Here is a 23,296-nt window from a genome sequence, read left to right on the forward strand (position 1 = left end):
CTAAAAATACTGTGATCGACTTACCATTTGATAGAATACTTACTTCGCTAGAGCGCGTGGCATTCTCCCCTGGACGATACTTCGTTATCACTGCACCGGGATATAATCTCTTAACTTCACCGATCTGTTCAGACGCTGCTATTTTGTCACCTTGTTCAGTTACTTCATAGTATTCTTTATAAATTACTTGTTTCAATCTGTGGCTTAAATAAGTAGATTGAACCAGTAACGGCAAGAATAATAAGAAATGGAGCAAAAATAAGTCCAGCATAAAGGTGCCATCTCCAAACAGCTTGATAGAAAGAGTTACGAGTTTGGTTGTCATTTGATTGGGGTTGATTTGCAATTATGTTTTCAACATCCATTTTTTTTCTCCACCTACTTTCTTGAATGACAGCAGCTTTTACGATAAGAACTACATTTATTCATTAAATTACCATCATTAAGACTAGCCTATTAGTATAATACAAACAAGTGAATTTTTGTTAAAAGTGTGAAAAAATATTGGATTATATCAAAATAAACAATACTAATAATGTACCTAAATCATTGCGAATTAAACTACTTTCTTACGCTTTCCACTGCAATCTAGAGAACTCTTATACACCATCTAATAAAGATAAACTTTCTGGCGGCTTATAGTATAAGAAAAAAAACATATTGATAAATCGTAATTATTACGATATAATCCAAAACGTAATAATTACGGTTTTGAATGAGGAAGGGGGAATTTTAATGAATTTAGCTAGGAGTATAAAAACGGGATATCAGCAAGTTCTCATTAAAAATGATTGTCATGTTGACCGTTGTTTGCTTGTTATCTGCGTGTACAGACGCAGTTGGTAATTAATAAAGAAGAAGGAAGCAAACACATCAATTTTCTTTATAATTTTTTCTACTAATTCTCTTGATCCGCATGTTGATTCAAGTTATGTTCCACTTAGAGCAGGAATAACAGAAACGTTAGTTAAATTAGATGAAGAGAACTTAACGATTGCCCCTTGGCTTGCTGAGGATTGGAGCGGTGAAGACGGAATACATTGGACTATTAATCTTCGTAAAGGAATAACATTTCACAATGGAAAAGAAATGGATGCTGACGCAGTAACGGCATCACTGGAACGAGCTCTTCAAGAAAGTGTTGCGATTCAAAAATGCATTGAAAATAGATACAATTGAAGCAGATGGTTACACATTACATATCACTACAAAGCAACCCTTCCCAGAATTTGTATCTGAACTTGTAAACCCAAATGTATCCATTATTGATGTAACAGAAGACGATATTGTTAATCATCCAGTAGGTACAGGACCTTTCACATTAAAATCATTTGAACCTGGGAGTAAGCTCGAACTTGAGCGTTATGATAAATATTGGGATGGACTTTCAAATCTTGATTCTGTTACATTCTCGTTTAATGAGGACGCAAATGCTCGAAACGCTTGCTCTAAAATCTGGGCAAGTTGATATTGTTTATCGTCCAGAGGTTGAAAGCTTAGAATCGTTTAAAGACTCAAGATGGCATGAAGGTTGAAGCAACGGAGACGTTTCGAGTCCACCAAATGACAATGAATATGGAGCGGAAAAGCTTACAGGACGTTAATGTTCGCCGAGCTGTTGATGCGTTAATCGATCGTCAAAAGATTGTGGACACCATTCTTTTAGGATATGCAGAGCCTGCTATCGGGCCATTTGCACCTTCATTACCATTTGCACCAACTTATGAACAAAGTAAAGAAACAGGAAAACAAATGGCGGTACAATATTTAGAGGAAGCTGGCTACACGATTAAAGATGGAAAAAATGCAAAAAGACGGAGAGCAACTTTCATTTACGTCTATTAAACCTATAGTGCAAGAGCAGATTTACCTTTAATTGCTCAAGTATTTCAATCAGATGCAAAACAAATTGGAATAGATGTGGAGCTTCGTCAAATCGATACTCCAGAAGAATATATGGCATCAAATCGTAATTGGGATTTGGCCACATACAGTAATTTAACAGCTCCTCGTGGAGATGCCGGTTATTATTTAAATGCTACGTATCATCCAACTGGTGCTCTTAACTTTAGTGGTGCCCATGAGCCGGAATTAACGGAGATCATTGATAAACTAAACCAGACAGTAAGCCAAGAAGAAAGAGCGGTGCTTGCAGAACAGGCTGCCGAATATGTTCATGAAAATGTGATTAACTCCTTTGTTTTTACATCCTTCTACCATTGTTTGCATATAACGAAAATAAGGTAACCAATTGGGTTACCACACGTAGTGAATACTACATGATTACAAATAACCTGGATGTGAAGTAAATGCTTCGAATTATTGCGAGGAAATTTCTTGAAGTTCTCATTTTTATGGTATTTCTTACGTTTATTAGTTTTCTATTTGTAAGAATAGCTCCCGGAGATCCTGTATTAACAATTTTAAATGTTGATGAGTTATCAGTTAGTCAAGAGCAAGTTGAGAAAATTGAGAGAAGACATGGGCTTTAATAAGCCCTTGCTTATTCAATATGGACTTTGGTTAATGAAGTTTATTCAAATGGATTTAGGAACATCTTATGTGACTGGTCAACCTGTAATGGAAATGATCCTTACTAGTCTTCCAGCCACGCTTGAGTTGACCCTAGGTTCATTACTTGTCATGTTGGCTGTCTCGCTACCATTAGGCTCGCTATCTGCTCTTTATCGTAATAGTTGGGTTGACCATATGAGTCGTATTCTATCTATTCTGGGTGCTGCTGTACCTAGCTTTGGCTGGGATTAATTTTAATAGATTTTATTTGGAGTACGACTTAGCTGGTTTGCCTACAATGGGTCGAGATGGTCTTGCTTCTATAATTTTACCCTCACTAACACTTGGGTTAGCCATCTCAAGTGTTTATGTACGTTTACTTCGTTCGAGTTTACTAGAGTCATTAAGTCAGGAATTTGTTCGGTCAGCGAGAGCACGTGGTTGTCAGAAAGACGTATTTTTATTTTACACACTTTTCGACATAGTCTCCCCTCCCGTTATCACAGTATTTGGGTTAGTTTAGGAAGCTTAATTGGTGGAGTAGTTGTTATTGAAGTTTTATTTGCTTTACCCAGGAATCGGCAAGCTAGTTATTGATGCTATTCGTCAGCGAGATTATCCCCTTATCCAAGGATATATTTTAATTATGGCCATTGCTGTTTTTGTTGTTAATACCTGTGTAGATTTATCGTATCGCTATCTCAATCCTGAATTGAAGTTAAAAGAAAGGGAGACCAACTGATGAAAGCAACGTCGCTGCAAGCACAAAAATTAAAAAACATACAGTTGGAAAATATTCGTAGTATTCTCTGCTATCATTGTTGTTTTGGGTGTAATCATTTATACATTCTTGTATTTAAAGCATGACCCCTTTTTTTGACTAATCTCGACGGACGGCTACAAGGAATGAGCTTTCAGCATCCGCTCGGAACAGATCAGCTTGGTCGAGATGTGTTAACTAGATTATTGCTAGGTGGTCAACAAACCATTGGGTTATAGTTTACTGGCACTGGGTGTTGCTCTTTTTATTGGTATCCCTTGTGGCTTAATTTCGGGCTATAAACGTGGAATAGTTGATAAGATTTTTATGCGTATTGCCGATGGATTTTTGTCTTTTCCAGATACGATTGTCGCGATTGTACTAAGTGGTCTTCTTGGACCGGGGATTGGTAATTTAGTCCTTGCGATTGTATTTGTTAAATGGGTCAGTTATGCCCGTTTGGTAAGAAGCACAGTATTATCGGAATCTCAGAAGGAATACGTACTAATAGCAAAAATTAATGGACTTTCATCTAGGAAAATTATGCGAAAGCATTTATTTCCTCACATAGTGGGGCATGTACTCGTCCTCGCTAGCCTTGATTTGGGGAAGATAATATTACTCATATCTGCATTCTCTTATATTGGACTTGGTGTACAGCCTCCAACTCCTGAATGGGGTGCGATGTTAAATGACTCACGTTCTTATTTCCAATCAAGGCCGGAGTTGATGATTTATCCTGGTTTAGCCATTGTTGGGGTAGTGTTGCTAACAAATATGTTAGGTGATTATTTTTCGGGATACTTTTGATGTAAAGAAAGAGGTGCGGTAGTGATATTATCGATTGAACAACTCTCAATATCAAGCAAAGAAAAGAACATTGTTGATCATGTATCACTTTCGATGAATGAAGGAGAATGGTTTGCTCTTGTTGGTCAAAGTGGGAGTGGAAAAAGCCTGCTTTCACAGGCAATAGGACAATTGATTTCACCCAATTTAAAGGTTGAAGGCAAGATCATTTTTAAAGGTGAGGATTTGTTGACATTAAGACCAAAGGAAATGAGAAGCATTCGAGGGCGCAAAATATCTTATATTTTCCAAGATTATCAAGGCTCCTTCACTCCCTTTAGAACGATTGGTCAGCATCTTGACGAATACCAAAAAACACATGGAATTGATGATAAGAACCAAAGATTACAAAATTCAATCGACGCTCTGGAATCCGTTGGCTTAGATCATACATTGTCTAATCGTTATCCTTTCCAATTGAGTGGAGGGCAGTTACAAAGGGTTTCTATTGCAATAGCCCTGCTGTTGTCACCAGATTTAATCATAGCAGATGAAATTACAACAGCACTTGATAGTGTCTCAGGTCATAGAATTCTAGAGTTGTTGGCAGCCAGACAAAAGGATACAGGTTGTACCATTTTATTTTATCACACATGATTGGCGCCATGTGAGGCGGTATGCCAACCACCTTGCCATCATGAAGGGTGGAAAAATTGTTGAGAAAGGAAATAAGCATCGTATACTTGACCATCCTAGTCATCCTTATACAAAGCAGCTAATCTCAGCTGCACCAATTTTAGGAAAAGATCTACCATCAGGATTACAGAAGGTGGAGCCTATATGAGTCTGCTTACTGTTAAAGAGGTAACAAAGACATTTAAATCTGGAAAAATAGCAGTGAACAACGTTTCGTTTGATTTGGATAAGGGAGAATGTCTCGGGCTTGTTGGAGAAAGTGGTTGTGGTAAAAGTACACTAGCCCGTTGTTTATTAAGGGTTGAAAATATAGACAGTGGCTCAATCTATTTTAACGGTGAAGCGATTGAACAACTGAATGAACGTCGTTTGTATCCGTATCGTAAAAAAAATACAAATTGTATTTCAAAATCCTGCAGCTGCTTTAAATCCTAGGTTGAAAATAAAAGACTCATTATTTGATCCTTATGAACAGTTTTGCAGTTCTTTGAAGCTTAGCTATTTTTCATATAGTTCCAAGGAGCAGTTTATCCGTCAGTTACTTGACGCTGTTGAATTACCCTCAGAATTGGCTGATCGATATCCACATGAATTAAGTGGAGGACAGAGACAGCGTGTAACGATTGCACGAGCAATTAGTATTGAACCAGAACTCATTGTTTTGGATGAGCCAACTGCAAGTCTTGATGTGCTCTCACAAAAGGCTGTACTTATTTTGCTTACTGAGCTTCGGAAAACACTCAATCTCTCTTATTTATTCATCTCACATGATCTTGCTGCAGTAAGCCAAATGAGTCAACGAATTATAGTCATGAAGTCAGGAGAGATTGTTGACCAATTTGATGGAGAGCTTTTATTTAGTCAAGAACGTCATCCCTATACAAAAGAGCTGGTGTCAATATTTTAACTATATGTTTGTTGAGTCAGTAGTGCGTGCTATTGATGTACCTCTTTGATCTAAACAATGCCATTATCCTGCGTAAAAAGAGGATGATAGAAGGAGAATTATATGAAATCGGCAGTACCAACGTTAGAAATCAAAAATACGTGCAGCCATAAAGAATACTTGCATTTAGCTATCCCTCTCGTCATATCGGGAATCTCAACACCGTTACTTGGAGCAGTGGACACGGCTGTTGTAGGCCGTTTACCCGATCCAGCTTCCATTGGGGGAGTAGCAATCGGGGCCGTCATTTTCAATACCATGTACTGGCTGCTTGGGTTTCTGAGAGTCAGCACCAGCGGTTTTACTTCGCAGGCAGAGGGACTCAAGGATCAAAAAGAGGTCCTTTTATCCTTTTTCAGGCCTATGACGATGGCCGTTTTGTTTGGTGTATTGTTCCTGCTTTTTCAGGTACCAATCCTGCAAATATCCCTATACCTCATAGGAGGAAACGAAGCCGTTTCAGATATTGCAGCTTCCTATTTTTCTATACGGATTTGGGGGGCGCCCTTCGTATTATTGAGTTATGTAATGATAGGCTGGCTCATTGGGATGGGAAAAGTCCGGCTGGCACTCGCAACCCAAATTTTTATGAATGTACTGAATATCTTACTGGATTTTATCTTTGTGCTAGGTTTAGGAATGGGGGTTGTCGGGGTTGCCTTCGCAACGCTTATCTCTGAAGTGACAGCGGTATTGTTTGGGGCGATTGTCATCTTTCAGGGGGTCCGTACTGATTTAAAGGACCTCCGTTTGAGGATGCTAGTTGAACTCGAACCGCTTAGAAGGATGTTCAAGGTCAACCGGGACTTGTTCCTGCGAACGGTATGCCTCTTGGCGATGACTATTATTTTCACTTCAAAAGGAGCAAGCATGGGAGAAGTCATTCTCGCAGCTAACGCTATCCTTTTACAAATTCATTATATAATCGCTTACTTATTCGGAGGATTTGCCAATGCCTCCAGCATCCTTGTCGGCAGATCGATTGGTAGTAAGAATCGCTTGCTATACAAACGTACTTTTTACTTATCTGCTCAATGGGGATTGGCCTCTGCCATCCTACTTTCGCTCGTTATTTTATCTTGGGGACAAGAGGCGGTTGCCCTTTTCACAACAATAAAAGAGGTGCAGGCAGCTGCAAATGACCAACTTATCTGGATGGTAATTTTCCCAATTTTAGGTTTCTGGGGACTGCAGTTGGAAGGGATTTTCTCTGGTGCCACCCAAGCAGGGCAGATACGTGACTCCATCCTGTTGGCATTGCTCCTGTTCCTGCCGGTAATTTGGCTGACTACCCCTGTCTTGGGGAACACAGGAATCTGGCTGAGCTTCATCTTATTCAGTTCAGCAAGATCATTCTTCTTGTCTTTATATATACCGAAGCTGGAAAGGAATGGTTTTGGTAACAGAGTGAAAGATTTACTATCACACCAAAACATCCAATCTCCAAATTGATTTCACCAGGGACATGTATCATGTCCCTTCTACATCTATGTGGTGAAATTGGTGAAGTAACAAAACATTCGGATTCAGAAGGCACATACAAAGAAAATTTCTCGAAAGAATATGAAAAAGGGACTAAATACTACTCCCTAAAAGGAATAAGTACATAAGAAGCGATTGCCATTAAAGAAAAAGATGGAAAGTTTAGAAAAGCAGTTAGAGATAGGAAATACGGTGAGAAATAACGAAATTTAGGTAGGGAAACACCTAACCAAAAGGGGTTTCCCTTTTTAAATACGAAAAATCAACACTTAAATTTAACAGCCTTTTAAAAAAAGTAGAATGTGAAGAGGGCTTAACTTGTCTGTCGCTTATATAACAAGTTAATTAATCACGATTGACTGTGTTTTTTGATTTAAGAATAGGTTTGTCAATCGATTCAACGATTCTATCTTTGATTTCTGGTATAGGCTCATCTGTTCGTGTATTCCATATACTATATTTAATTGTATTGGGTGTGTCTGTGTTTTCATTGGGCATTATTCATCAACCTCGATTTTAGTTTTAATAGTCGGTTTGCTATACAAAATATAGAATGCTTCTAAAAAGATAGTTTAATTCTTTCTTTTATAAAAAAGTGATGAGCTAATAATACTAAATGAATATTAAACGATAGGAGGAATATGGCCGGCGGTTCAAAGATTTGAAAACTTCACCTGAATTTCTTTTAAAAACAAATCAGCAGCAGCGGAAAATACCTGATGTTTTTTCCAAACGATATTTAAGCCAGATTCAAGTCTTGGCTCTAGCGGTCTGAAACAAAGGTTACTATCACTAGACGTATTTACTATTTTATCAAGGGTTATGGCATAACCAATGCCCTCATCCACCATAATGGCAGCATTATAGGCAAGATTGTAGGTAGTCACAACGTTTAATTTATCATAATCTTCACCAAACCAATCCGCAAACTCATTTTTAGAATAGGTCTGTTTTATAGCCTGTCGTGAACAGATGACAGGAACATTTAATAGATTGACGGCTTGAATGGTATCCTTTACAGCAAGAGGACTGTCTTTCCTCATCACAACACCCCAAACATCTTTGGCAGGGATATCGATATAATTGTATTTTGATAAATCAGCGGGTTGAATTAAAAGTCCAAAGTCAAGCAATCCCTTGTCAGTATAGTCCTACAAAACAACTCTCCGCATAGGTGTAGTCCTATTAGTTTTATTAGAGGCTTTCAAACAAAGACGAGAAATGGGGGATTATATGTCACAGGATAAACAAGTTGCACTTGTCACCGGCGGGAATCGAGGAATTGGATATGAACTGATCAATCAATTGGCGTTAAAAGGTTTTAAGGTCATTTTAGCAAGTCGTAATCCAGAGATGGGTCATGAAGCTGCGCAAAAACTTATGGATTCCAATCTTGACGTTTCTTTTGTGGAAATGGATGTAGATAATCAAGAAAGCATCAGTCAAGCTGCGATTACAGTAAGTGAACGGTATGAAAGATTAGACGTATTGATTAATAATGCTGGTGTGTATTTAGATAAGAAGGAAAAGTTATTGGCTATGGACCCTGACATTCTGGAGAAAACAATGGCTACAAATTTCTTTGGTGTTTACCATGTGATCAGATCCTTTATCCCCCTCATGGAAAAACATGGCTACGGGAGAATTATTAATGTTTCCTCAGAATATGGGGCGATGAGCGAAATGTCTTATCCAGGAGTAGGAGCTTATAAGTTGTCTAAATTTGCTTTAAATGGTTTGACACGATTGGTTGCTGCGGAAATCTATGGTGATATCAAAATAAATGCAGTCGATCCGGGGTGGGTAAGCTCAGATATGGGTGGACCATCTGCTCCAAGAACACCAAAGCAAGCAGCACAGTCTATCCTGTGGTTGCGACGATTGGACCTGAAGGACCGAACGGGGGATTCTTCAGAGGTAGAAAACAAATCAAATGGTAACATTAAAAGTATCAGAAAAAAGCCGATTTTCAAGAGTGGAAGATTGGCTTTTCTATAACTTAGACATGCTGTACTCTTTTTCTTAAATTGGATAACAAATGGTTGAAACAATCTGTACTCATTATGATGTTAGTAAAAAAGAAGCGAGGCTTATTTCTTTAGAGGTTCTAGAAAAATTGGGCCTAGTTTCGGATCAGGTCAATAGAAGCTATCCATTTCAATTAAGCGGTGGACAGGTACATGGTATTTTTGGCGGCTCTTGGCTGCTCGTACCCATCTATCACAATACTGGGGTTTGGATCTCATTTATTTTATTTAGCCTATCACGGTCGTTTTTCTTATCATTATTTGTCCCGAAATTAACTAGAGCAAACTTTAGTTAAAATTAAAAAAGATTACATTGACAAGACTATATCATACTCTTACAATTGAAAATGATTATCAACATCAATTGGAGGCAACGATATGTTTTATACAAACAGTGGTCGGAATATTTTATTAACATCTATTTTTATTTTGTTATTATCAACAGTTTTACTTGGTTGTACAAATGCTAGTGATAAGGCTTCAACGTCCAAGAACGAGACGAATGAAAACATGCTTACGATTGCATGGCCAAGGGATGTCGGCACAATGAACCCACATGTTTATAACCCTTCACAATTATTTGCTCAATCCATGGTGTTTGAACCTTTAGTAAGCTACAAAGATGGTGGAGAGCTCAAACCGCATTTGGCTGAATCCTGGGACATTTCAGCCGACGGAAAGGAATATACATTTCATCTTCGTCAAAATGTAAAGTTTTCTGATGGATCAAGTTTTAATGCAGGAATTGTAAAAAAGAATTTTGATACGATTTTGAATAATATTAAAATACATAGTTGGTTGGGATTCCTTTCGAAAATAGCAAGTACAGAGGTAATCGACGAACATACGTTTAAGATGACATTAACGGAAGCATATTACCCAACGATTCAGGAGTTGGCTGTTGTTCGACCAGTTCGTTTCTTAGGTGAAGCTGGATTCCCTGAAGATGGTGATACTTCAAAAGGTGTCGTGGAATCAGTCGGTACAGGTCCATGGGTTTTGGATGAATATAAAGCGGATGAATATGCGATTTTTAAACGAAATGAACATTATTGGGGCGAGCTTCCAGAAGTAGAAAAAATTCAAGTGAAAGTCATTCCGGATGCGGAAACGAGAGTGCTTGCGTTTGAAAAAGGTGAGCTAGACTTAATTTATGGAGAAGGTGTTATCAGTTTAGACGCTTTCAAACAACTCGAATCAACTGATAAATATGAAACTAGCATTTCTGAGCCAGTGGCGACAAGACAGCTTGTAATGAATACAACTAGAGAACAGCTTTCCGATGAACGTGTTCGTCAAGCGTTACATTATGGATTTAATAAAGAAGCAATGGTGAAAGGAATCACTTCTGGACTTGAAGAAGCAGCTGAGTTTATTTTACCAACAAACTTGCCTTACACTTCCGATATTGATGTTAAGTCCATTGACTATGGTGTTAAAAAAGCAGAAGCGTTATTAGACGAAGCGGGCTGGATACTTCCCAAGGGGACAACGGTTCGTGAAAAAGATGGACAGCTGCTTGAAATAGAGATGATGTACGATTCTGCAGATTCCATTCAAAAAACAATGGCAGAAACGCTGCAATCCGAGTGGGCAGCCATTGGTGTAAAATTAAATATTGTTGGAGTAGAACTTGCGGTTCAAGTTCAGAGATTTAAAGATAATGAGTTTGATATTAACTTCTTTAGTAACTACGGTGCTCCATATGATCCGCATACATTTATAAACATTGTAGCAAAAGAAGGATTTGGATTTAATGAAGCCATTTCGGCGTATCCGAACAAAGCGGAATTACTCCAACAAATAGCACTGGTTCCTCAGACAACGGACGAAGCAGAACGTCAAAAGCTGTACACATCAATATTAACGTCACTGCAAGAGCAGGGAGCCATTGTTCCAATTTCATATATTAAGAAAACAGCGATTTATCAAAAAGATGTCACGAACTTCAATTTCTCTGCAAATCGTGACGAAAATCCATTCACAGGAATGAGCATCGAGCAGTAAGCAGGCAGGAGGCTATTATGGGCACTTATATAATAAAACGAATAATGTCCATTATCCCGGTTTTTCTCTTGGCCGCACTTCTAACGACTGGGATGATTCACCTTTCACCGGTGGATCCGGCCGAGGCTTTTTTAACAGCAGCCCATATCGAACTGACCGATGAGATTTTGGCCGAGAAAAGACATGAGTTTGGTTTAGATCAACCATTCTTCATTCAATATGTGAACACTATTATAAAGATATGCCAATTGGATTTTGGCATATCTTATGTTACGAATAAACCCGTTTGGGACGAGGTGGTCTACCGGGTTCCAGCGACACTTCAGCTCGCTCTAGGGAGTTTATTTATTGCGGTGGTTGTCAGTGTCCCTCTTGGCTTTCTTGCAGGAGTAAAGAAAAACAGCCTGATTGATCATTTTAGTCGCATTCTATCCTTTTTCGGGGCTTCTATTCCTTCCTTTTGGCTGGGGTATCTATTGATTTTTCTCTTTTCTGTAAAATTAGACCTTTTTCCGGTTGAGGGGTTTGGAACCTGGCAGCATCTTGTTTTGCCTTCCGTTACATTGGCACTTCCTTTAATCGCGATGTACACACGATTGCTACGTACTAGCATTCTTGAAAATTTACAAGAGCCGTATGTGCTTTTCGCAAGGACAAGGGGGATTAAAGAAAAAACGATTATGGCCAAGCATATCCTAAGAATTGCCATTTCCCCGATGATTACTGGTCTGGGGATGAATCTTGGGAAACTGCTGACTGGAACGATTATCGTTGAGACCGTTTTTTCTTGGCCTGGGTTTGGCCGTTATTTTATTGAGGCAATTTTTAACCGTGACATACCTATCATCCAATGCTATGTACTAATAGCCGCTAGTTTATTTATCCTTAGTAACCTAATGGTGGATTTGATTCAAATGTTCATTGACCCGCGCATCTCCAGGAAAGAAGGGCAACAACGATGATAACCAGTTTACGCAGGATATTTATAAGTCAAAAAGTGATTCCGACATGTACCATAATATTAGGAATTCTTTTTCTCATCACGATATTGGCTCCTTGGATCGCACCCAATGATCCGATTGCGGTCAATTTAGCTTATAAACTACAGCCTCCGTCCTGGGAATTCCCATTAGGAACTGATCATTTAGGAAGATGTAACTTATCACGCCTTTTATACGGGGGAAGAATATCTTTAGGCTTTGCCATGCTCATTTTCATTTCATCTTTAACGATTGGTTTAATCATTGGAACCTTTTCTGGATATAAAGGCGGCTGGGTAGATCAGGTTTTGATGAGATTTTGTGATGGTGTGATGGCGTTTCCTAGTCTTATCCTTATACTTGGTCTGGTTGGTATTTTCGGTCCTGGACTTCCACAGGTCATTTTAGCTCTGATGCTTGTGCAATGGGTATATTACGCAAGAATGTTCCGAGGAATGGTACTAAGTCTCAAGGAACAAAACTTTATTGCAGCGGCGAAAATAAGCGGTTCATCGCAATGGAAGATCATTAGAAATCATATTATCCCAAATGTGCTGCCGCCACTTGTGGTCATGGGTACATTAGAAATGGGTTGGGCCATTATGGATATATCCGCCATGTCGTTTCTTGGTTTAGGAGTACAGCCGCCTACACCTGAATGGGGAGCGATGATTCACGAAGGAAAGTCGTATATTCGGACGAACCCAGAATTAATGCTTTATCCAGGTTTGATGATTATGCTCGTGATTGTGACCTTTAATTTATTGGGCGAAGCGTTATCAGAACGTTACGGTGTAAAACGTCGATAAAAAGGAATGAGAATGTTGGGTACAGAACAGTCGAATGTGTTACAAGTGAGAAATTTACATGTACAGGTAAAAATAAAAAATGGTACTGCCACGCTGGTTGAGGATATCAATTTTGAACTGAAGCGTGGGGAGGTACTGGGTCTTGTTGGGGAAAGTGGATGCGGTAAAACGGTTACAAGTATGTCCATTCTTCAGCTTCTCAATCGGAAATCGACAACGATTGAAGGCAGTATCGTATTACAAGGACGCGAATTGAACGGTTTAGGGGAGAAAGAAATGCGTAAGGTACGCGGCAAGGATATCGCCTTTATTATGCAAAATCCGATGAATGCTTTTACGCCTGTTTTTACAATTGGCCACCAATTTATTGAAACCATTCGTTCACATACACCATGGAATAAGAAGCAAGCAACAGAGCTTGCAATTGAGGCGATGTACCATGTGAACTTACCAGATCCTGTTAAACTATTAAAGTACTATCCTTTTCAATTGAGTGGCGGTATGCTTCAACGGGTGATGATTGCGATTGCAGCGTGCTTACACCCTGCGGTAATTATTGCCGATGAACCGACAACCGCACTTGATGTAAATAATCAAAAGAAAGTACTGTACCACTTAGATAAAATTCGCTCTGAATATGGATCAGCCATATTATTAATATCCCATGATCTCGGGGTGATTTCCGAAATGGCAGATGAAGTTGCTGTTATGCAGAATGGTCGAATCGTAGAAAAGGCGGATGTGTTCCAACTTTTTGATCAGCCTCAGCATGAGTATACAAAAAAACTATTAAATGCACGCTCAACATTACATTTAGATGAAGCTGTCATTCACTTGGCTTGACCTATAAGAGGTGAAAAAATGAGTTTATTACAAGTAAAGGAAGTAACTCATAGCTATGGATCCCGAACGTTTTTCAACTGGCAAGGCAGTTCTAAAAAAATACTTTCTGACATTTCTCTCTCCATAGAGGAAGGTACCTGTTTGGGTTTGCTTGGTACGAGTGGTGCTGGTAAAAGTACCTTAGGAAGAGTGATTCTTGGTCTGGAACGACCGCAATCTGGACAGGTTCTGTTCCAAGGACATGATATTTATACCGCAGATAAGCATAGCCGGCAAAAAATTCGTCGTGATCTTCAGGCTGTCTTTCAGGACTCATATTCATCTGTTAATCCTCGAATGACGGCAGAAAGAATTATTGCAGAGCCGCTAGAAAACTATGAAAAACTAACAGTTGCTGAGCAAAAACGGACCGTTATTGAATTATTAGAAAGAGTAGGGCTAAGTGAAGCGGACTTGAAAAAATACCCTAATCAATTTAGCGGCGGCCAATTGCAAAGAATCAATATTGCAAGAGCCATCTCACTCAAGCCTAAACTTATTGTCTTAGACGAATCTGTCAGTAGTCTAGATATGGTGAATCAAGCCCTTATTTTAGAATTACTAAAGGAGTTAAAAGCAGACTTCGGGTTATCATATCTCTTTATTACACATGATATTAAAGCTGCCTATAGGATTAGTGATCGATTAGGTGTACTAGAAAAAGGAGAATTGATCGAGCTTTACGATGGTAAAAAACAGTTTTTTACTTCAGAACATCCTGTAGTAGATAAAATGAGAGAGTCCATGCTGGCCGAGCACCCACGTTTTCGTTCGGTTAGACGTGCTTAATTTAATAAATGATTTACACTTTTCCAAATGCCCCGATTTTATTACAAAATCGGGGCTATTGTTTAGAAGGGATGCACTTACATGAGAAGAGGTAAACCAGCTACATTTTAATATTCAAACAAATCATTTAGGCACGAGTATAGCTACAGCTTTTAGTCAAGTTACAGCGTCCAATAAGGTGCGTAATTATATCTTAAGAGGAAAGGACATTGCATTAAAACACATTAATGTTTTTAGTGAGTATTTGAGGAATAATTCACTTCCAATTCCGATGTCGTTTGATTACGAAGTAACGACTTCAATGGAATCTCCTTTATCAGATAAATTAGTAGATCAGGTTAAAATGGACATATAAAAGTAAAAAGACTTAAGAGCTGGAGAGAGAATCTCCAACTCCTATAATTAACCGTTCTTGTAGATTAATAGTTGTAATTATAATCATATGGAGGGTAGTCATCTCTACAACGGCGAACCCATCTACATTCAAGAACCCAACGACAGCGAGGAGGTCGAGGGGGATAAGGAGGATAGTAAGGCGGTTGTCCATAGGACTGTCCAAAAGGCTGTCCATCGGGCTGTCCAAAACGCTGTTGTCCATTTAAAGTATCAAGGTAATAAAATTGTTGTAGTTCGTTAGGATTCATTTGGGGTTGGTAATAGTAATTCAATAAAATCTCTCCTTCTAATAAATTCCCTATACATCAACACTATATGTTCTAATAATGAAATTAAATGGACTTATACCTAAAAAACGAGCCTGTTTTAGGCAATGAACTAAAAAATGTTTTAATGAATTCCGATGAATATCAAAAATATTTTTCTTAAGCGATTAAATCATATGCTGAAGAAAAAGTTTTATCTGGAAATTGGAATCAGGAAGAATCAATTAGTAAGCGGAAGTGGAATTGATAACAACAGTTATCAAACATTTTTTACATGATCTTTACGTTCTGCTACTTGAAATTTATTAATAAGTAAAATATTATATAAGCAGATAATTATATACCAATAGATAGATGAAGTTAGTTTCGTATGGGGGAATTGCATAAAAAGGACAACCCTGCAAAAAATAAATCAAATACTTTAATTAAACACTTTATAAGGATATTGTTATTTACTTATATAGTAAGGAGGATAAATATGTCAGAATCGGGCAAAACAGCAGTTGAATTAGAGCGTGCCGCCAATGTTTTAAAGTTATTAGGGGATAAAACCCGCTTAACAATGATAAAGCTTCTTGATAACCATGATTGTTGTGTTTGTGAATTTGTAGAAATATTTAAAACGAGTCAGCCAGCAATTAGTCAACATGTTCGCAAGTTAAAAGATTCTGGGCTGGTGAGGGAAACAAGAAGAGGGCAATGGATCATCTACTCTCTGAATAAAGATAGTGAATATTTTCCATTGGTAGAAGATATATTATTACATCTTCCAAACCAAGATTTTAAGTTAAAGGAATTAGAAGAGCAGGGTTTACGAATTTCATGTGAATAATTGGAGGTTTCAACATTGGTATCTACGATACTGGCATTATTGATTTTTTTGATTACACTTATTCTGGTTATATGGCAGCCTAGAAATTTATCCATTGGCTGGTCCGCTTGTGGGGGTGCGATTCTCGCTCTAATTGTAGGAGTGGTTGACTTCCAAGACGTTCTTGAAGTAACCAAAATTGTATGGAATGCGACCTTTTCATTTATTGCTATCATCATTATTTCCTTGATATTGGATGAAATTGGGTTCTTTGAATGGTCAGCACTCCACATGGCAAGAGCGGCTAAAGGCAACGGAATTAAAATGTTTGTTTATGTGAGCGTTCTTGGAGCATTAGTCGCAGCATTCTTCGCAAATGATGGGGCAGCACTAATCCTTACACCAATCGTCTTAGCGATGGTACGAAATTTAAAGTTTGAGGAAAAAATGGTATTTCCATTCATTATTGCTAGTGGTTTTATAGCTGATACAACTTCATTGCCACTAGTAGTAAGTAATCTTGTAAATATCGTTTCGGCTGACTTTTTTGGTATCGGATTTGCAGAGTTTGCCTCAAGAATGTTTGTTCCAAACTTATTTTCTCTAGTGGCTAGTATTTTAGTTTTATACATCTACTTCAGAAGAAACATACCTAAGAAATATGATTTAGGTCATTTAAAGAAACCTGTAGAAGCTATTAGAGATCAAAAGATGTTTCGTTTGTCTTGGGTGGTCCTCGCCATTTTATTAGCAGGTTATTTTATTAGTGAATTTCTAAATATTCCTGTATCTATCATTGCAGGTATAGTGGCTATATTCTTTTTATTTATGGGTAGAAGAAGCCATGCTGTCGAAACAAAAAGGGTCATTAAAGGAGCACCATGGTCGATTGTATTTTTCTCAATCGGAATGTATGTGGTGGTTTATGGCTTACGAAACGTGGGATTAACTAACGTCTTAGCCGACCTTATCCAAGTAACAGCCGACCAAGGATTATTTGCAGCAACCATTGGAATGGGTTTTATTGCCGCAATTTTATCTTCGATTATGAATAACATGCCAACTGTAATGATTGATGCTTTAGCCATTGCAGATACCAATACAAGTGGTGTAATTAGAGAAGCACTGATATACGCAAATGTAATTGGCTCTGATTTAGGTCCTAAAATAACCCCTATCGGTTCCCTAGCAACGTTATTATGGTTACATGTTTTATCGCAAAAGGGAGTTAAGATTTCTTGGGGAACTTACTTTAAAACGGGTATTGTTTTAACCATACCAACCTTGTTCATTACCTTAGTTGGTCTCTATATATGGTTGGTATTCATTTAAACATAATTTTATAGACAAAAAGGAGAATGCATCATGTCTAAAAAGACCATTTATTTTCTATGTACTGGTAACTCTTGCCGCAGCCAAATGGCAGAAGGATGGGCAAAGGAACATTTAGGTGAACAGTGGGAGGTAAAAAGTGCGGGTCTTGAGGCACATGGATTAAACCCTAACGCTGTAAAAGCGATGAAGGAAGCTGGTATCGATATTTCTACTCAAACATCTGATGTTATCGATCCAGAAATTCTTAACAATGCTGATTTAGTTGTTACACTATGTGGACATGCAGCAAATCACTGTCCTGTAACGCCTCCGCATGTAAAAAGAGTTCACTGGGGCTTTGATGACCCTGCAAAAGCGGAAGGAACTGAAGAAGAAAAATGGGCATTTTTCCAACGTGTCCGTGATGAAATCGGAGATCGTATTAAACGTTTTGCCGATACTGGTGAGTAAGAGAAATGAATTGCCAAGAGTTTTAGGCTCTTGGCTTAATCTATTTTATTCATATTAGCAATTACTTATATTGTTTTCGTTAGGAGAGTGTTTTTAATGAGTAAAGTAGTAATATTTGACCCAGCATTGTGCTGTCCCACAGGTGTATGTGGCCCTAGTGTAGATCCTGAATATTACTGCCCATGACTCCTAAAGGAAATATCTTAACAACAGCACACGGAATTGCAATTTGTTTTCACGATAGTTACTTTTTTTATCGGTCTAAATTTCTCAACTAACTTATGAAATAATGTATTTTTTTGAAAAGCTCCTACTCCCTGGGCATTTTGTTCATTTTTCTCAACTTCCTTTTGGCGTAATTTCATCAATTGATATACTTCATAATAATTAAACATGTTGAACTCCTCCTATTAATCAGATAATAATGGTGTTTTAATCAAAAAAAGTTGATTTAAAGCATAAAAAAATTAACTGCGAGTTGGTTTAAAGATACAGCATAGTTCATGGGACAATAAATGATTTAGTTCATCTTGGTTCAGTTCATAATAACTCCAGGTACCCCTTGTTTCTTTTTTGATAATGTTCGCATCTAATAAAATCTTTAAATGATAAGATAATTTCGATTGAGCCATATCCATTAGGGGAGCTAGATCGCACACACACATAGAACCGTTTTGAGTTAAAATATTCATGATTTGGAGTCTCTTTTTATCAGCAATAGCTTTAAATTTTTGTTCATATTTTTCAAACACTTTATCTAATGATATATCTTGTAATTGAATTTCTTCTTTCACCTTTGTCACCTGCTTCTTTTAATCAAATAAACTTGATACATTCATCATATATCCAATATTTTCATGTGTCAATTGGTTAAATCAAAAAAAGTTGATTTTATGAATTATAAATCAAAAATATTTGATTTATAAAATAGTTATAAGGGAGTTGTTATGAATGAAAATGCATGTTGGGATAAATGTTACAGATTTAAACAAGTCAATCGAATTTTATTCAAAGGTTTTTAATGCTGAGCCCGTTAAAGTAAAAACAGACTATGCAAAATTTTTACTAGATGATCCAGCTCTTAATTTTACATTAAACTTGAAGGACGCTGTTTCAGGGAACCATGTTGGACATTTTGGTTTTCAAGTGGAAAATTTAGAAGAAGTTCTTCAACATAAAGCGTGTTTAGAAAAAGTGGGCTTTTTTGCAAGGGAAGAGATGGATGTTAGCTGTTGCTATGCAACCCAAGATAAATTCTGGGTAACTGATCCAGACGGAAACGAGTGGGAGTTCTTCTATACCAAGGGCGATATAGAAACCATGAAAATGGAATCGGCATGCTGTGCAACCGAACCAGTAAAAGTAGAAGTCAATCCCTCATCCTCTTGTTGTTCATAATATTTGGAGAGCATATACCTCACTCACTTTTTTATTCCGCAAAAAAATTATGAGAAAAAGCAGACAGAAGATTAATGCTTTCTGTCTGTTTTTTATGCAGTCCAACGTGACTAGAAATTATCTTCATTAAAATCCGAAGAATCATTGTAATCGTACCTGATTCCGTCTTTAGCAGAAGTGATATTCTTATCAATCTGTACATTATCAGTTTTATCAAGTAAAAACTGTTCGACTTTATTTAATTCATTATTAGATTTCTCATCATTTGACTTCACCTATGGAAACCTCCTGTGAATAATTTTTTACCTACCTAGTATTCCTATAGAATGGTTAATTATGCTTGATGAGAGGAAGGAAGGTCTGAGTAGCTATTGCTCCTTTCTATCAGAATTCTTCAGTCTTTGTGTTATAAGACGTTTTCAATTTCTATCAACTGGCGATAATGATAAAAAGTATAATCGATGATGACAGCTACTAGGAGAAAAACCATGTATGAAATAACCGTAAGACTCCCAACGAAAAAGATCGAAAGAATCATTACACATCTATACCAAAAAGGCTACTACCAAACCTTTTATGAGGTTCCGTTAGATGTGGTCACAGACGCTAACGGCTATGCCTTTGTTGAGAAGAGGGATGAAACAACCGAACTTAATATCTATCTAAATGATTATATCGAAGCAAGGGAAAGACGTCAGTTAGTAGAATTATTGGCCATTGATGAGTCCTGTTTAGTCGTTAAGGAAGTAAATCAGTTGAATTACCAGCAATCGTTTGATGACATATTCCTTGAGGATGGATGGGTCATCACGACACCGGATAGAAGGAATCAGTACGAAAAAGAAAAGATGATTGTACTAGACTCTCAAGGGAATTTTGGTACAGGCTATCATGAAACGACAAAAGATTGTTTGTCCTTCATATTACAACAAGATTTTACAGGGTTGAGTGCTGCGGATATTGGAGCAGGTTCAGGCGTATTAAGTGTTGCTGCTGCGCTTAAGGGAGCAAGTACCATCGATACATATGACATTCAGCCTGTTGAACGCGAAATTCTATATCAGTGTGAATTAAATACTGTAAAGCCGGTAAATGTGTTTCAAGTTGATTTAATCAAGAATAAAAATCGAATCAACAAAAAATATGATTGGGTCTTCCTTAATATAGGAACGCAGGAAAATATCGATATCCTTAATGCTCAAAGACTGTTAGATTGCAAAGATACTACATTCTTAACGTCAGGTATGCTTGAATGGAATTTCCAACGCGTAGAGGATTTATTTAAAAATGCAGGATTCTCATTAGAGGAAAAGAAACAAAGTAACGAATGGGTGACATGCCTTTTTAAGGCAACTTAAAAAGATAATCATAAAGTAATCAAGCAGGTGTCAGAACTCCTTGTAGGGAAAACCACATGGAATTGTGACACTTTTTTTATACCGTGTTTTGGTGTTTTTTATATATGTAAGCGCATACATTATTACTATACAATGGAGGTGAACCTTGGATGTATATTTATGGGAAAGATTATATCAAATTTTTAAATGATCAAAGTACGGGCCTGTTAACGTATGACCAATGGAAAAATAAAAGCAGTCTCCAGGGCTCTGATAAACAAAATTCAACTGAGAAGGTCAAAACAACTAAATATACAGAGGGAAATTATACACCAAGCGTTTTTAATAGAAATATATAGTTTGATTATGGCAAATCGATCAAAGAAGCTCTAGCTAAAAATGCTAAATCATCGCTCTTTTTCAAAAAAATTAGTTGATTAAATCGAATGTCCTAATAGACCATAAAACACCCCGAAATTTTGATATATCAATGTTTTGGGGTGTTTCTTTGCTTGCAAGATAAGGTTGATTTGGTTAATTCAAATCTTTTAAATACCACGCATTCATAGCAGAATGGTCAGAACCCATTAGCGGTTCATCTAAAAGTGCAAATCCAAATTTTTCATATAACAAACATGCAGTTCTTAGTTCATGTGTTGTTTCTAAGTAACATTTTTCATAGTGGTTAGATGCAAATGACAAAGCTGTTTCCATTAGCTTCTTTCCAAGTCCCAGGCCTTTTGCTCTTGAACTTAAGTAAAGCTTTTGCAATTCGCAAACTTTATCATGTTCATTAAAAGGTGCGATTCCAATTCCACCAACAACTTCTCCGTCCATTTCTACTACCCAATACTTTGCATGTTTTAAATTATTATAATAGTGATGGAGGTCGTTAAGTTGTGGGTCAAAATAAGCTGTTCCAGGGATCGCTAATCCAAGTGATTTTAAAGAATCTTGTATGATTTCTTTTACTTTTGCGTTGTCTTCTTTTGTAACTTCCCGAATAATCATAGCTATCTCCTTCAATTAGTCTTAATTTGATGTTTTTCTACTTTTTAAACTCATTCAATCTTTCATAAGTATCAATAAGAAAATCATAAAACAGCTTTTCAGTTGGAAGAAGGTCACGTTCAGCAGGATAGATAACACCAACTGTTCGCGTGAGTCTCGAATCTGACAGCGGAATAACGACTGTAGATCGTGGTGTGTTATCTACCAATGTCATCTCAGGCATTAAGGCTACACCTAAGCCTGCGGATACTAACCCTTTTAATGCGTCAATATCTTTCCCTTCGAAGGCTATATTTGGTGAAAAACCCACTCCGTTACAGGCTTGAACCACTTGTTCACGAAATACGAACCCTTCAGGAAGAACGCAAAAGGGGTCATTCATTAAATCCCGTAATTGAATCGCTGGCCGGTCCGATAAGGGGTGATGAAGAGGTATGAGGGCAACGATATTCTCTGTGAAAAGAATATCCCCTTTAATCTTTTTGTCTTTTTCCAGATTAGGCATCGGGGCAATCATTGCCAAATTAAATTGGCCATTTACAACACCATCGATTAATTTGTAATAAAGGGCATTGCTCATTTGAAACTTTGCTTCTGGGAAACGAGTTCGAAAAGAATAAATGATGTGTGGCAATGTATGAGCTGCCATGCTAATCGGAAAAGCAATGCGAACGGTTCCTTTTTCTGGATTTAAGTATTCTCTAATTTCTCGCTTAGAATCCTCCATCAAATACCACACTTGTTTAATCCGTTCATAAAAAATTTTGCCAAGAGGGGTTAATTTTACGCTCCGTCCCTCACGAATAAAAAGTTCTACACCTAATTCCTTTTCTAAGTTGGCAATTTGTCTGCTAATGGCAGATTGGGCAATATGTAACGCATCTGCTGCCTCCGTTACATGCTCCCTTTTTGCTACTTCTAGGAAGTATTGAATTTGTCTTGTCTCCATTTTTTTACCACTCCACGTTGATGCGTCTAATGCATGCATTCATCAAAAATTTCGGAACTATTAATTATTAAATTATAAATTGTAAACACCTTTTAGAAAAGGAATTTTGCAAACTAAAAAGTTTACCATCCTCATACCAGATAACTTGCGGTTAAAACTAGTGGAATAAATGAATACTGCATGTGAAATAACAAGCAAAAGTAAAAAATTTAGGATTTATAAGATTACTAAACAAATTGCTTTTGATTTGGACTATGGTGTTCACCGTTTAATCGAGCGATTCATCAACCATAACAAAGTGATTCATTACAACCCTTAGACAAGATTAAAAATGTTTAGGTTCTGACTATTATGTAGAAGGGCACTTAACCCCTGGATATATTTCAACAATATAAAATCATATAAACATTGTACGGAAAAACGCAGCTAGAATCTCTTAAATTGAATTGTTTGTTATAAAAAAGATTAACTCATAATAAAGGAAACAGGTAACATCAAGGATTGTTTTGAAAGAAAAGCACATAACACATTATTGGATTTCCAAAGCTTAATAAATTATTATATCGATCTAATTTTTGTTTGCGCAATTCTGGAATATGGTTTCCCTAGGTCGAATTAATCATGTTAAATTAGGCAGTAGTTTGGGGGAGAATGGCGAATTC

General features: G+C 37.4%; 25 protein-coding genes and 8 pseudogenes. 26 read left to right on the forward strand and 7 right to left on the reverse strand.

Translation table 11 applies throughout. The features are described 5' to 3' along the window. Positions 1-365: pseudogene (locus tag QFZ28_RS27695) on the reverse strand (PepSY-associated TM helix domain-containing protein); the annotation flags it as partial. A gap of 794 nt (positions 366-1,159) precedes the next feature. Between QFZ28_RS27695 and QFZ28_RS27700 the strand changes: the two are divergent. The 11 genes and pseudogenes from QFZ28_RS27700 (at position 1,160) to QFZ28_RS27750 (ending at position 7,157) form a co-directional block, all read left to right on the forward strand. Next, a complete protein-coding gene (locus QFZ28_RS27700) occupies positions 1,160-1,468 on the forward strand; it encodes an ABC transporter substrate-binding protein (protein WP_307197828.1) in 309 nt (102 codons plus the stop codon). Positions 1,469-1,563: 95 nt separating this feature from the next. Beyond that, positions 1,564-1,845, forward strand: coding sequence for an ABC transporter substrate-binding protein (locus QFZ28_RS27705; protein ID WP_307197829.1), 282 nt, complete (start codon positions 1,564-1,566; stop codon positions 1,843-1,845). 75 nt (positions 1,846-1,920) lie between these two features. Then, positions 1,921-2,247, forward strand: coding sequence for a hypothetical protein (locus tag QFZ28_RS27710; protein WP_307197830.1), 327 nt, complete (start codon positions 1,921-1,923; stop codon positions 2,245-2,247). Positions 2,248-2,309: 62 nt separating this feature from the next. After that, on the forward strand, positions 2,310-2,492 hold the full coding sequence (locus QFZ28_RS27715) for a hypothetical protein (protein ID WP_307197831.1): 183 nt from the start codon (positions 2,310-2,312) through the stop codon (positions 2,490-2,492). Further along, a complete protein-coding gene (locus tag QFZ28_RS27720; RefSeq protein ID WP_307197832.1) occupies positions 2,461-2,766 on the forward strand; it encodes an ABC transporter permease in 306 nt (101 codons plus the stop codon). Before QFZ28_RS27715 ends, QFZ28_RS27720 begins: the two co-directional genes overlap by 32 nt. Before the next feature lie 16 nt (positions 2,767-2,782). Next, a pseudogene (locus QFZ28_RS27725) lies at positions 2,783-3,256 on the forward strand (ABC transporter permease subunit). 51 nt (positions 3,257-3,307) lie between these two features. Next, positions 3,308-4,106: pseudogene (gene nikC, locus QFZ28_RS27730) on the forward strand (nickel transporter permease). Continuing rightward, positions 4,106-4,720, forward strand: a complete 615-nt coding sequence (locus tag QFZ28_RS27735) for an ATP-binding cassette domain-containing protein (protein WP_307197833.1) — start codon at positions 4,106-4,108, stop codon at positions 4,718-4,720. Before nikC (QFZ28_RS27730) ends, QFZ28_RS27735 begins: the two are co-directional and overlap by 1 nt. A gap of 40 nt (positions 4,721-4,760) precedes the next feature. Beyond that, the gene (locus tag QFZ28_RS27740) at positions 4,761-4,907 is read left to right on the forward strand and encodes an ABC transporter ATP-binding protein (RefSeq protein WP_307197834.1); all 147 of its coding nucleotides are present in this window, start codon (positions 4,761-4,763) and stop codon (positions 4,905-4,907) included. Beyond that, positions 4,904-5,666, forward strand: a pseudogene (locus tag QFZ28_RS27745) (ABC transporter ATP-binding protein). The gene QFZ28_RS27740 and the pseudogene QFZ28_RS27745 overlap by 4 nt, the downstream one beginning before the upstream one ends. A 102-nt stretch (positions 5,667-5,768) precedes the next feature. Continuing rightward, entirely contained in the window at positions 5,769-7,157 is a 1,389-nt protein-coding gene (locus QFZ28_RS27750; protein WP_307197835.1) for an MATE family efflux transporter, read from the forward strand. A 683-nt stretch (positions 7,158-7,840) separates the two neighbouring features. Here the strand turns inward: QFZ28_RS27750 and QFZ28_RS27755 are convergent. Then, positions 7,841-8,329, reverse strand: a pseudogene (locus QFZ28_RS27755) (LysR family transcriptional regulator substrate-binding protein); the annotation flags it as partial. Positions 8,330-8,420: 91 nt separating this feature from the next. Between QFZ28_RS27755 and QFZ28_RS27760 the strand changes: the two are divergent. From QFZ28_RS27760 to QFZ28_RS27820, 13 genes and pseudogenes are all read left to right on the forward strand, one after another. Then, positions 8,421-9,127: pseudogene (locus QFZ28_RS27760) on the forward strand (SDR family NAD(P)-dependent oxidoreductase). Positions 9,128-9,225: 98 nt separating this feature from the next. After that, complete coding sequence (locus tag QFZ28_RS27765; protein WP_307197836.1) at positions 9,226-9,510, forward strand: hypothetical protein; 285 nt, start codon at positions 9,226-9,228, stop codon at positions 9,508-9,510. Between the two features lie 82 nt (positions 9,511-9,592). After that, the gene (gene nikA, locus QFZ28_RS27770) at positions 9,593-11,221 is read left to right on the forward strand and encodes a nickel ABC transporter substrate-binding protein (RefSeq protein ID WP_307197837.1); all 1,629 of its coding nucleotides are present in this window, start codon (positions 9,593-9,595) and stop codon (positions 11,219-11,221) included. 17 nt (positions 11,222-11,238) lie between these two features. Next, positions 11,239-12,183 carry a nickel ABC transporter permease subunit NikB gene (nikB, locus tag QFZ28_RS27775; RefSeq protein WP_307197838.1) on the forward strand — a complete coding sequence of 315 codons (945 nt, stop codon included), beginning with the start codon at positions 11,239-11,241 and terminating at the stop codon, positions 12,181-12,183. Next, entirely contained in the window at positions 12,180-13,010 is an 831-nt protein-coding gene (gene nikC / locus QFZ28_RS27780; protein WP_307197839.1) for a nickel ABC transporter permease subunit NikC, read from the forward strand. The genes nikB and nikC (QFZ28_RS27780) overlap by 4 nt, the downstream gene beginning before the upstream one ends. A gap of 15 nt (positions 13,011-13,025) precedes the next feature. Beyond that, complete coding sequence (gene nikD, locus QFZ28_RS27785; protein ID WP_307197852.1) at positions 13,026-13,853, forward strand: nickel import ATP-binding protein NikD; 828 nt, start codon at positions 13,026-13,028, stop codon at positions 13,851-13,853. A gap of 18 nt (positions 13,854-13,871) precedes the next feature. Further along, positions 13,872-14,681: a nickel import ATP-binding protein NikE gene (gene nikE / locus QFZ28_RS27790; protein ID WP_307197840.1), complete on the forward strand. Its 810-nt coding sequence runs from the start codon at positions 13,872-13,874 to the stop codon at positions 14,679-14,681. A 100-nt stretch (positions 14,682-14,781) separates the two neighbouring features. After that, a pseudogene (locus QFZ28_RS27795) lies at positions 14,782-15,036 on the forward strand (DUF3231 family protein); the annotation flags it as partial. Between the two features lie 87 nt (positions 15,037-15,123). Next, the gene (locus QFZ28_RS27800; RefSeq protein WP_307197841.1) at positions 15,124-15,318 is read left to right on the forward strand and encodes a hypothetical protein; all 195 of its coding nucleotides are present in this window, start codon (positions 15,124-15,126) and stop codon (positions 15,316-15,318) included. A gap of 503 nt (positions 15,319-15,821) precedes the next feature. Next, positions 15,822-16,175, forward strand: a complete 354-nt coding sequence (locus QFZ28_RS27805; RefSeq protein WP_307197842.1) for an ArsR/SmtB family transcription factor — start codon at positions 15,822-15,824, stop codon at positions 16,173-16,175. Positions 16,176-16,190: 15 nt separating this feature from the next. Then, positions 16,191-17,486 (forward strand): arsenic transporter, encoded by a 1,296-nt coding sequence (locus QFZ28_RS27810; RefSeq protein WP_307197843.1) that lies wholly within the window; start codon positions 16,191-16,193, stop codon positions 17,484-17,486. A gap of 33 nt (positions 17,487-17,519) precedes the next feature. After that, a complete protein-coding gene (gene arsC / locus QFZ28_RS27815) occupies positions 17,520-17,939 on the forward strand; it encodes an arsenate reductase (thioredoxin) (protein WP_307197844.1) in 420 nt (139 codons plus the stop codon). 96 nt (positions 17,940-18,035) lie between these two features. Further along, positions 18,036-18,110: pseudogene (locus tag QFZ28_RS27820) on the forward strand (arsenic metallochaperone ArsD family protein); the annotation flags it as partial. Positions 18,111-18,142: 32 nt separating this feature from the next. On the opposite strand, the gene QFZ28_RS27825 reads toward QFZ28_RS27820, so the two are convergent. Beyond that, positions 18,143-18,334 (reverse strand): hypothetical protein, encoded by a 192-nt coding sequence (locus QFZ28_RS27825; protein ID WP_307197845.1) that lies wholly within the window; start codon positions 18,332-18,334, stop codon positions 18,143-18,145. 72 nt (positions 18,335-18,406) lie between these two features. Next, on the reverse strand, positions 18,407-18,733 hold the full coding sequence (locus QFZ28_RS27830) for an ArsR/SmtB family transcription factor (protein ID WP_307197846.1): 327 nt from the start codon (positions 18,731-18,733) through the stop codon (positions 18,407-18,409). Positions 18,734-18,890: 157 nt separating this feature from the next. Between QFZ28_RS27830 and QFZ28_RS27835 the strand changes: the two genes are divergently transcribed. Beyond that, complete coding sequence (locus QFZ28_RS27835; RefSeq protein ID WP_307197847.1) at positions 18,891-19,337, forward strand: ArsI/CadI family heavy metal resistance metalloenzyme; 447 nt, start codon at positions 18,891-18,893, stop codon at positions 19,335-19,337. Positions 19,338-19,447: 110 nt separating this feature from the next. Here QFZ28_RS27835 and QFZ28_RS27840 read toward each other — a convergent pair whose 3' ends face one another. Further along, on the reverse strand, positions 19,448-19,612 hold the full coding sequence (locus QFZ28_RS27840) for a hypothetical protein (RefSeq protein WP_307197848.1): 165 nt from the start codon (positions 19,610-19,612) through the stop codon (positions 19,448-19,450). A gap of 213 nt (positions 19,613-19,825) precedes the next feature. On the opposite strand from QFZ28_RS27840, the gene QFZ28_RS27845 reads away from it, so the two are divergent. After that, positions 19,826-20,695: a 50S ribosomal protein L11 methyltransferase gene (locus tag QFZ28_RS27845; protein WP_307197849.1), complete on the forward strand. Its 870-nt coding sequence runs from the start codon at positions 19,826-19,828 to the stop codon at positions 20,693-20,695. 513 nt (positions 20,696-21,208) lie between these two features. On the opposite strand, the gene QFZ28_RS27850 is transcribed toward QFZ28_RS27845, so the two are convergent. Further along, entirely contained in the window at positions 21,209-21,685 is a 477-nt protein-coding gene (locus QFZ28_RS27850) for a GNAT family N-acetyltransferase (RefSeq protein WP_307197850.1), read from the reverse strand. Between the two features lie 37 nt (positions 21,686-21,722). Further along, positions 21,723-22,634 (reverse strand): LysR family transcriptional regulator, encoded by a 912-nt coding sequence (locus QFZ28_RS27855; RefSeq protein WP_307197851.1) that lies wholly within the window; start codon positions 22,632-22,634, stop codon positions 21,723-21,725. Between the last annotated feature and the right edge of the window lie 662 nt (positions 22,635-23,296).

It is taken from the genome of Neobacillus niacini (genome assembly GCF_030817695.1).
Taxonomy (GTDB): domain Bacteria; phylum Bacillota; class Bacilli; order Bacillales; family Cytobacillaceae; genus Neobacillus; species Neobacillus niacini_F.

Excerpts from the sequence above, each read along its gene's own strand:
- QFZ28_RS27705 (WP_307197829.1), top strand. The coding sequence starts at position 1,564 with ATGACAATGAATATGGAGCGGAAAAGCTTACAGGACGTTAATGTTCGC.
- QFZ28_RS27715 (WP_307197831.1), top strand. The coding sequence starts at position 2,310 with ATGCTTCGAATTATTGCGAGGAAATTTCTTGAAGTTCTCATTTTTATG.
- QFZ28_RS27740 (WP_307197834.1), top strand. The coding sequence starts at position 4,761 with ATGAAGGGTGGAAAAATTGTTGAGAAAGGAAATAAGCATCGTATACTT.
- QFZ28_RS27750 (WP_307197835.1), top strand. The coding sequence starts at position 5,769 with ATGAAATCGGCAGTACCAACGTTAGAAATCAAAAATACGTGCAGCCAT.
- QFZ28_RS27765 (WP_307197836.1), top strand. The coding sequence starts at position 9,226 with ATGGTTGAAACAATCTGTACTCATTATGATGTTAGTAAAAAAGAAGCG.
- nikA (WP_307197837.1), top strand. The coding sequence starts at position 9,593 with ATGTTTTATACAAACAGTGGTCGGAATATTTTATTAACATCTATTTTT.
- nikB (WP_307197838.1), top strand. The coding sequence starts at position 11,239 with ATGGGCACTTATATAATAAAACGAATAATGTCCATTATCCCGGTTTTT.
- nikC (WP_307197839.1), top strand. The coding sequence starts at position 12,180 with ATGATAACCAGTTTACGCAGGATATTTATAAGTCAAAAAGTGATTCCG.
- nikE (WP_307197840.1), top strand. The coding sequence starts at position 13,872 with ATGAGTTTATTACAAGTAAAGGAAGTAACTCATAGCTATGGATCCCGA.
- QFZ28_RS27800 (WP_307197841.1), top strand. The coding sequence starts at position 15,124 with ATGGAGGGTAGTCATCTCTACAACGGCGAACCCATCTACATTCAAGAA.
- QFZ28_RS27805 (WP_307197842.1), top strand. The coding sequence starts at position 15,822 with ATGTCAGAATCGGGCAAAACAGCAGTTGAATTAGAGCGTGCCGCCAAT.
- arsC (WP_307197844.1), top strand. The coding sequence starts at position 17,520 with ATGTCTAAAAAGACCATTTATTTTCTATGTACTGGTAACTCTTGCCGC.
- QFZ28_RS27825 (WP_307197845.1), bottom strand. The coding sequence starts at position 18,334 with ATGTTTAATTATTATGAAGTATATCAATTGATGAAATTACGCCAAAAG.
- QFZ28_RS27835 (WP_307197847.1), top strand. The coding sequence starts at position 18,891 with ATGAAAATGCATGTTGGGATAAATGTTACAGATTTAAACAAGTCAATC.
- QFZ28_RS27845 (WP_307197849.1), top strand. The coding sequence starts at position 19,826 with ATGTATGAAATAACCGTAAGACTCCCAACGAAAAAGATCGAAAGAATC.
- QFZ28_RS27850 (WP_307197850.1), bottom strand. The coding sequence starts at position 21,685 with ATGATTATTCGGGAAGTTACAAAAGAAGACAACGCAAAAGTAAAAGAA.
- QFZ28_RS27855 (WP_307197851.1), bottom strand. The coding sequence starts at position 22,634 with ATGGAGACAAGACAAATTCAATACTTCCTAGAAGTAGCAAAAAGGGAG.